The organism is Phyllobacterium sp. (genome assembly GCF_037994405.1).
Classification (GTDB): Bacteria; Pseudomonadota; Alphaproteobacteria; order Rhizobiales; family Rhizobiaceae; genus Phyllobacterium.
On record NZ_JBBNAN010000125.1, the window covers coordinates 1 to 7073 of the forward strand.

The following is a 7073-nucleotide window of genomic DNA, read 5'->3' on the forward strand; positions in this document are numbered from 1 at the left end:
GAGTTGCCCCGACTTTTCCTGACAAATCGACATCTCGCCGGTCTTGTTGTTCATTCGGACATAGCCGTCATCGGTTTTTTCGAGCGTGTAGGTCGTTGTTTCCTGTGCAGTGGCGGCAAACGACCATAAGGAACCAGCCGCAAGAGCCATCAGCAAAGTGCGTTTTCGTGACATGGATGAACCTCCAGCGTTCTGCGCTTGGCTAGCGTCCCGAGATAATACGCCGAAAATCTGAAGCGGGACGAGATTTCTGTTACCCGTGCCACTCTACCCTTTGCGCATTGCCGATTTGCGTCTAGTAAATGCGACTATGACCGAACTTATTTACAAGATTGTGCCGCGCGCACTCTGGCAGGCAGCCGAAGCAACGGGCGTATTTGATGGTGCGCCGATCGACCATGCGGATGGCTATATCCACTTTTCGACAGCTACCCAGGCCGCCGAGACTGCAGCCAAACATTTCACCGGTCAAGATGACCTCTTGCTGGTTGCTGTTGAAGCTGACCGTCTGGGTGACGCCCTCAGATATGAAGTCTCACGCGGTGGGGCCCTTTTCCCGCACCTTTACGCATCCTTGCCCGTGGATACCGTGCTCTTTGTCAAGCCTTTGCCCCTCGGCAGCGACGGCAAGCACCAGTTTCCGGAGATGCCGACATGAGCGGGTTATTCCAGGCGATAGGGCGCAAGGTCCTGTTCTCATTGGATCCGGAAGACGCTCACGGCCTCTCGATCAAGGCGTTGAAAACCGGCCTGGTGCCAGCCTGGGCCGCACGCAACGATCCGGCGCTGCGCGTCACTGTCGCCGGACTGAGCTTCCCCAATCCGCTCGGCATGGCCGCCGGCTACGACAAGAATGCTGAAGTACCCGATGCGTTGCTGAAGCTGGGCTTTGGCTTTGCCGAAGTTGGAACACTTACGCCCCTGGCTCAGGCCGGCAATCCGAAACCGCGCATTTTCCGCCTTGTCGAGGACAATGCGGTGATCAACCGGCTTGGGTTCAACAATGAGGGTCATGAACCGGCATTTCGCCGCCTCTCCAACAGGCGCTCGCGTGCGGGCATTGTTGGAGTAAACATCGGCGCCAACAAGGATTCCGCTGACCGGGTCGCCGACTATGTTGCAGGAATCCGGAAATTCCACACGCTTGCCAGCTATTTTACCGTCAACATTTCTTCCCCGAATACACCCGGTTTGCGCGATTTGCAGGCGCGCGACAGTCTGAGGGAACTGCTCGGCAAGGCGCTTGACGCCCGCGATGCGCAATCTGGCGTCAGACGTCCGGTTTTCCTCAAAATCGCCCCTGATTTGCCCGAAGCAAGCCTTGACGATATCGCTGCTGAAATTGCCCTGCATCCTCTGGATGGGTTGATCATTTCCAACACGACATTGTCGCGCATCGGCCTGAAGAGCGCGAGGAACACTGCCGAAACGGGCGGCCTTTCCGGCGTTCCGCTGTTCGAGCGTTCGACGATCGTCCTTGCCAAGATGCGCCAGCGTGTGGGCGTAGAACTGCCGCTCATCGGCGTTGGTGGCATTGATAGCGCCACAACGGCGATAACGAAAATCCGCGCGGGCGCCGATCTCGTTCAGCTCTATACCAGCATGATCTATCGCGGTCCCGGTCTGGCTGGCGAGATCGTCAAGGGGATGTCGGAGACACTGAAGCGCGACGGCATCACCACTATTGCTGCTTTGCGGGACAGTGACACGGCCGAGTGGGCGGGACGAGCGATTCCCGCTTAGTCGGCAAACTGGAGTCGTGCGCGGCTGGGCAATATGGAAAGAAGTGAGATGCCGCGCAAGCCAAGAAACAGGTGCAACGACAGCCACAGGCCATGATTGCCGAAGTATATCGGCAGAATGAAATAGGCGGCAAAATAACCAATGAGCGATAGGATCATCATGTTGCGCATATCGCGCGACCATGTTGCGCCGATAAAGACACCATCCATGTGGAAGGCCAGCAGCCCGACGACCGGCGCCAGTGCTGCCCAGGGCAGGTAGCGTGACGCCATCAGCTGCACTTCATCCGACTTGATCAAGAACGCAACAATGGCATCGCCGAATATAAGAAAGAAAATGGCCATCGTCGTTGCCAGCATCATGCCCCACAGGAATGACAGCTTTACACCGCGATCGAATGCCGGACGATAATGGGCTCCAACGGCACGTCCGGAAATCTGCTCCGCAGCCGTGGTCACGCCATCAATCAGATAGCCGGATACAAGCAGGAAATTCATCAGCACCGCATTGGTCGCCAGCGTAATGGCACCCGCTTCGGTACCCGCGCGCGTGAAATAGGCATAGGCGATCAGCAGCAAGAACGACCGCAGCATGATATCGCGGTTGACCGTGAACATGCGCCGGATTTGGTGCATATCGAGGATGCGTGCGCGCGATGGATTGGGTACAGATCGGAATTGCAGGTAAACCATCGTCAGGCCCACCAGCAGAGCCGCAGTCTCACCAAGCACAGTACCCCAGGCGATACCGGCAACGCCCCAACCCATCACCAGACCGAGCCAGATCGTCATGACCACATTGACGCTGTTGAGCAGCAACTGGAGGTAAAGCCCCTGCATCGCCTTGCCTTGCCCCAGCAACAGCCCAAGCACAACAAAATTGCCCAATGCCATTGGCGATGACAGAAGGCGGATCGACACATAGGTCGACATCGCATCGGCGACGGCCTTGTCCGGGTTCATGAAGCTGATCGTCGCCTGAAGCACCAATGGCGTTGCGATGATGAACAACATGCCTGCGATTACCGCAACGCCCAATGCACGCCAGAACACGGCCTCCTGTTCGACGTTGTCGTGCCGACCGAGCGCCTGCGCCACCAGCCCGGTGGTCCCGGAACGAAGAAAATTCATCGTCGAGAACAGGAAGTCGAAAACCAGCGCGCCGATGGCAAGACCGCCAAGCAGATGCGGATCACCCAGCTGGCCGATGACCGCCGTATCGACCAGCCCGAGTAGCGGGGTCGTCAACGACGCCAGCATGACCGGAATGGTGATTGCCAGCATCAATCGATTGGTCACCTCGAAGGGGCGAACAATCTTTGATCCTGGTGGAGTGGAAAGGTCGATCTTCATGAATTGCACCGGAGATTGCAACCTGCAAGGTTGTCAATGCTCTATGCCACCGGATCGCGCCATTTTCCAGTGCAATTACAATCAACAAGCCTTCTTAGCGAGCTAACTGGCAAGAACCAGGGCCCAAAAGCGCTCGGTGCTGCCATTTGCCGATTCCGCATAGGCAAGACCGAAGCGCGTGAATTGCGGGTCCAGCATGTTGCGTCGATGTGGCGGTGACGCCATCCACCTGGCGAAAAGCTCGTCCAGATCCATACGACCCATGGCGATATTCTCGGCAGCAGCGCCATGAATCTCGTTGCCTCTTGCACGAGCGGCAAAGCTCCGGCCCCAGCTCGTCGTATGGGACATCCGCCCGGCGCTGGCCATATAACCCGCCTGTTGCAGGGCTGCCCGTTCAAGTGCGGGATCAGGCGCCAGCCCGTCCAGACCGCTTGAAGATCTGATGGCCTGCATGTTGGAAGCTGCAGATGCGGAAGCGCCTGCGCTCTTTCCGGGTGTGCGCGTTACTGTCTGGCAGGCAGCCAGCGGCAATATAGCGGTCACCGCGGCGAACCCGAGAAAGCTACGGCGTGATACATGAAAAATCTTATCTGACATGGGCAATTCCTGGATGAGACCCCCATGTCGCTACCGAATGAATGTGGACTCATTCAGGCCCAAAACCAACTCGAAGCGAATTTTGCAATCAACGCCGGTAACTCAAAAGCCGCAAAATGATGAAGCAGGGAATGACCACTACGGCACCCAGAAGGAAATAGGCTGCAAAGCGCTCGATCGCGCCAAAGCCCAAATTCCAGATGCGGCGGACAAAATTCTCGATGCCATAGAGAATATCCATCGCAGACCAGTCGAATGCGCTCATGACGACCCCTACCACCAGTGAGACAAGAATGAGTTTGACAAGGACACGGCCGGGCGTATCGCCCAAAAAGCGGTTTATTCCGTCCGACATTTTTTCTCCGGCGTTTGCGGGTGGCAACGCCCAAGACATATGGCGATATGCGCTGCGGTTCAAGTGAATGATTGAGCTGAAGAAAAGGCTGGAGCGGGTGAAGGGAATCGAACCCTCGTATGCAGCTTGGGAAGCTGCCGTTCTACCATTGAACTACACCCGCATAGCGTTGCCGCCAAATCAAAAGCACTCGAGAGCGATAGTCAATCGGATTCGTTGCCGAACTGATACGAGGTCAGCCTTTGCACAGATATCTTGCCATCGAAACCACGCCAACAGCTAACCATCCCAGTATGGCGATAAGCATGAGCGGCGCGGCCGGAATCATCAGCCAGCCCATTACCCCCATCCCGTACAGTGTACTGCCTATGTCGAAACTGCCGATGAAGCAGGGATGAACACTCCCCTCGTCCACCTGGCATCCCAAAGTTTCTGCGATCCCATAGCTGGCCAGTAATGACAGCAACGGCGCGAAAGCAATGATTGTCAAAATCATCAGGAGAGCAACCATTTTGCGCCGCTTCTTTCCATGCTGTTGCTGCGGCGTCATGGACATTTCGCGCCTGCCGTTGTTTCGACTGAAGACAGTTTGACGTCGTCACCTGAAGTGCTTGGAGAGTTTCAGGCCCTGCGCCTGATAGTTCGAACCGAGATCGGTGCCGTAAAGAGCCTTTGGTCGTTCCAGCATGTGTTCATAGATGAGGCGGCCGACAATCTGTCCGTGCTCGAGAATGAACGGCACTTCATGGCTGCGCACTTCGAGAACCGCGCGACTCCCTGTTCCACCTGCCGCCGTGTGACCGAAGCCCGGATCAAAGAAACCGGCATAGTGCACTCGGAACTCGCCGACCAGTGGATCGAAGGGCGTCATCTCTGCGGCGTAGAGCGGTGGAACATGCACCGCTTCACGCGATACGAGAATGTAGAACTCGTCGGGGTCAAGGACCAGCTCGCGCGCACCGCGATCATGGATCGGCTCCCAGAAATCGAAAAGGTCATGCACGCCGCGCTTGTCGACATCAACCACGCTCGTGTGATGCTTGCCGCGATAGCCGACAAGTCCATTCTTGTCGCCGGTCAAGTCGATTGAAAGCGCAATCCCGCCGCCGGAAATATTTGGCGTGTCGGAAGCGACCAATGTTTCCGCCGCATGCAATGCCGTCAGCTCGGTTTCTTCAAGTTGCGCCCGCCCGGTGCGAAAGCGGATTTGCGACAGGCGCGAGCCGGTCCTTGCAACGATTGGAAAGGTGCGCGGGCTGACTTCGAGATAGAGCGGACCGTGATAGCCCGCCGGGACCTTGTCGAATTCCTGTGCGCCATCCGTGATGACGCGGGTGAATATATCAAGCCGGCCCGTCGAGCTCTTGGGGTTGGCGGAGGCGGATACCTCGGCCGGCAAGTTGAGGCTTTCCAGCAAGCGTACAATATAGACGCATCCCGTCTCCAGCACCGCACCGTCAGTCAGGTCGATTTCATGCAGCTTCAGACGATCCAGCTTGTCGATGACCGGTGTTCCAGGTCCTGGCATGAAACTGGCGCGTACGCGGTAAGCCTTGCGCCCGAGCCGCAGATCGAGACTGGCGGGCTGGATCTGGTCGCCATCGAATTCGCGTTCTGTTTTGAGCGCGCCTGCCTGATGCAGTGCCCTGATACCACTATCTGCCAGAATGCCCGCTTCACGTCTCGCCATGTCGTCCGCCAAAACCAAACAAAAGAGACAAAAGCTTTAGCGCCTCACCCGATTGACGCAAGCCGCCAAGAGGATTAAAGCAATTTTATCCCGTGGTGATTTGGCCGGCCGGCTTGCAGCCACGTAAAATAATTTGCTAAAAGAGGCCCGGTCTCGTCCGGCCTTTTTGCGATTCACGCAAGGCCGGTTTTTTATTGGCCAGATTCTGGCAGATTGAGAAGACGATGACCAAGACAACCACCCGCAAGCTGCGCCCTGCAACGAACCTTGTCCATGCCGGAACCCTGCGCTCAGGCTTTGGTGAAACATCCGAGGCCCTGTTTCTGACGCAAGGCTTTGTCTATCCGACTGCGGAAGCCGCTGAAGCCCGTTTCAAGGGGGAAGAACCGGGTTTCATCTATTCGCGCTATGCCAACCCGACCACCGACATGTTCGAAAAGCGCATGTGTGCACTTGAAGGCGCAGAAGACGCACGCGCAACGGCGTCGGGCATGGCAGCCGTCGCCGCGGCCATCATCTGTCAGGTCAAAGCGGGCGATCACGTCCTTGCTGCACGCGCCATGTTCGGATCCTGCCGCTACATCATCGAGACACTGCTGCCGCGATACGGCGTCGACTTCACCCTGATCGATGGCTCAAAGATTGAAAACTGGCAGAACGCTGTCCGCCCCAATACCAAGGTGTTGTTCCTCGAAAGTCCGACCAACCCGACGCTGGAAGTCATCGACATAGCCGCTGTGGCAAAGGTCGCCAATTCGGTCGGGGCCAAGCTCATCGTAGACAATGTCTTCGCAACGCCCCTATTCCAGAAACCGCTGGAACTCGGTGCGCATATCGTCATCTATTCGACGACCAAGCATATTGATGGCCATGGACGCTGCCTGGGCGGTGTGATCCTTTCCGACAAGCAGTGGATCGAGGAAAACCTCCACGAATATTTCCGCCATACGGGCCCCGGCCTCAGCCCGTTCAATTCGTGGGTGATGCTTAAAGGTCTTGAAACCTTGGCTGTGCGCGTCCAGCAGCAGAGCGCGAATGCGGCGAAGATTGCCGATTTTCTTGCCGAGCATTCGGCAGTTTCCAAGGTTCTCTACCCGGGACGCCCTGACCACCCGCAGGCAGATATTATCGCCAAGCAAATGACAGGCGGATCAACGTTGATTGCATTTGAGGTCAAGGGCGGCAAGAAGGCGACCTTCAACGTCGAGAACGCGCTGGAAATCATCCAGATTTCCAACAATCTCGGCGATTCAAAGAGCTTGATCACGCATCCGACCACGACAACGCACAAGAACCTCACGGATGAGGCGCGTGCTGAACTCGGTATTTCCGA

General features: G+C 56.8%; 8 protein-coding genes, 1 tRNA gene and 1 riboswitch. Of the genes, 3 read left to right on the plus strand and 6 right to left on the minus strand.

The window, feature by feature from the left end:
- Positions 1 to 310: 310 nt before the first annotated feature.
- Complete coding sequence (locus AAAC48_RS07660; RefSeq protein WP_340653617.1) at positions 311 to 658, plus strand: DUF952 domain-containing protein; 348 nt, start codon at positions 311 to 313, stop codon at positions 656 to 658.
- Positions 655 to 1743 (plus strand): quinone-dependent dihydroorotate dehydrogenase, encoded by a 1089-nt coding sequence (locus AAAC48_RS07665; RefSeq protein WP_340653618.1) that lies wholly within the window; start codon positions 655 to 657, stop codon positions 1741 to 1743. Before AAAC48_RS07660 ends, AAAC48_RS07665 begins: the two co-directional genes overlap by 4 nt.
- On the opposite strand, the gene AAAC48_RS07670 is transcribed toward AAAC48_RS07665, so the two are convergent.
- The 6 genes from AAAC48_RS07670 to AAAC48_RS07695 all read right to left on the minus strand — a co-directional run bounded on the left by AAAC48_RS07670 (position 1740) and on the right by AAAC48_RS07695 (position 5740).
- Positions 1740 to 3095: an MATE family efflux transporter gene (locus AAAC48_RS07670; RefSeq protein WP_340653619.1), complete on the minus strand. Its 1356-nt coding sequence runs from the start codon at positions 3093 to 3095 to the stop codon at positions 1740 to 1742. The genes AAAC48_RS07665 and AAAC48_RS07670 overlap by 4 nt on opposite strands.
- A gap of 102 nt (positions 3096 to 3197) precedes the next feature.
- Entirely contained in the window at positions 3198 to 3695 is a 498-nt protein-coding gene (locus AAAC48_RS07675; RefSeq protein ID WP_340653620.1) for a CAP domain-containing protein, read from the minus strand.
- A gap of 88 nt (positions 3696 to 3783) precedes the next feature.
- The gene (locus tag AAAC48_RS07680) at positions 3784 to 4050 is read right to left on the minus strand and encodes a DUF6460 domain-containing protein (RefSeq protein ID WP_340653621.1); all 267 of its coding nucleotides are present in this window, start codon (positions 4048 to 4050) and stop codon (positions 3784 to 3786) included.
- 89 nt (positions 4051 to 4139) lie between these two features.
- Positions 4140 to 4213 (minus strand) — tRNA-Gly (locus AAAC48_RS07685).
- 72 nt (positions 4214 to 4285) lie between these two features.
- Positions 4286 to 4606 (minus strand): hypothetical protein, encoded by a 321-nt coding sequence (locus AAAC48_RS07690; RefSeq protein ID WP_340653622.1) that lies wholly within the window; start codon positions 4604 to 4606, stop codon positions 4286 to 4288.
- 42 nt (positions 4607 to 4648) lie between these two features.
- Positions 4649 to 5740, minus strand: a complete 1092-nt coding sequence (locus tag AAAC48_RS07695; RefSeq protein ID WP_340653623.1) for a 2'-deoxycytidine 5'-triphosphate deaminase — start codon at positions 5738 to 5740, stop codon at positions 4649 to 4651.
- An 82-nt stretch (positions 5741 to 5822) separates the two neighbouring features.
- Positions 5823 to 5902, plus strand: a riboswitch (SAM riboswitch).
- A 62-nt stretch (positions 5903 to 5964) separates the two neighbouring features.
- On the opposite strand from AAAC48_RS07695, the gene AAAC48_RS07700 reads away from it, so the two are divergent.
- Positions 5965 to 7073, plus strand: a 1109-nt coding sequence (locus AAAC48_RS07700; RefSeq protein WP_340653624.1) for an O-succinylhomoserine sulfhydrylase, incomplete at its 3' end; no start/stop codon positions are given.